The sequence below is a fragment of the Microbacterium sp. B19 genome, from assembly GCF_000333395.1.
Taxonomy (GTDB): domain Bacteria; phylum Actinomycetota; class Actinomycetes; order Actinomycetales; family Microbacteriaceae; genus Microbacterium.
Genome location: NZ_BADA01000263.1, coordinates 1 through 1,039, shown reverse-complemented (window position 1 = coordinate 1,039; position 1,039 = coordinate 1). Strand labels below are relative to the sequence as shown.

At 68.9% G+C, this 1,039-nt stretch carries 1 protein-coding gene; it reads left to right on the top strand.

Annotation, left to right across the window (positions count from 1 at the left end):
• Positions 1–1,039 (top strand): preprotein translocase subunit SecD (secD, locus tag I5G_RS09825; protein WP_022878906.1); only part of this gene is annotated, 1,039 nt, incomplete at both ends.

Sequence of the window (1,039 nt, the reverse complement as noted above, 5' to 3'; positions counted from 1 at the left end):
GCGGCACGCAGATCATCCTCGCGGCGCAGACGACGGACGGGGCCAACCCCGACACCGATCAGATGCAGCAGGCCGTGACGATCATCCGCCAGCGCGTCGACGCCTCGGGCGTCGGCGAGGCAGATGTCGCGACCGAGGGCGGCCGCAACATCGTCGTGCAGATCCCGGGCCAGGCCGACGAGGCGACGCGTCAGCGCATCCAGAGCTCGGCCCAGCTGCAGCTGCGCGCGGTGCTCTACACCGGCTCGCCCGCGACCTCGTTCGTCGGCCAGGACGGCCAGAACACGCCGTACCCGACCCCCGACCCGTCGCTTCCGTCCACGCCCACCGCGTCGCCGACCAACGGCAGCGACCTGTCCTGGATCACGCCCGCGCTGCAGGCGCAGTTCCTGGCGTACGACTGCGCGAACCCCGCCAACAACCCCGCGCAGGCACCGGCCGACCAGCCGCTCATCACCTGTGACGACAGCGGTTCGGTGAAGTACATCCTCGGCCCCGTCGAGCTCGACGGCACCGACATCAGCAACGCCACGAACGGCCAGGAGCAGAACACCGGCCAGTGGGCCGTCAACCTCGTGTTCAACGACCAGGGCACGCAGAAGTTCGCCGAGATCAGCCAGCGCCTCTACGGTGCGCAGGCGCCGCTGAACCAGTTCGCGTTCGTGCTCGACGGTTCGGTGCTGTCGGCCCCGTCGATGAACGGCATCATCGTCGACGGCCGCCCCAGCATCACAGGCAGCTTCACGCAGGCGACGTCGAAGGCCCTCGCCGACCAGCTCAAGTACGGCGCGCTGCCGTTGAGCTTCACGGTCGTGAGCTCGGACACCGTCTCGGCGACGCTCGGATCGCAGCAGCTGCAGGTCGGCTTCATCGCGGGCCTCATCGGTCTCGGTCTCGTCGCGATCTACTCGCTGATCGTCTATCGCGCATTGGGCACGGTGATCATCGCCTCGCTCGGGGTCATGGCGGTGCTGACCTACGTCACGCTCTGCATCCTGGCCTGGCGCATGGGCTTCCGCCTGTCGCTCGCCGGGTCGCG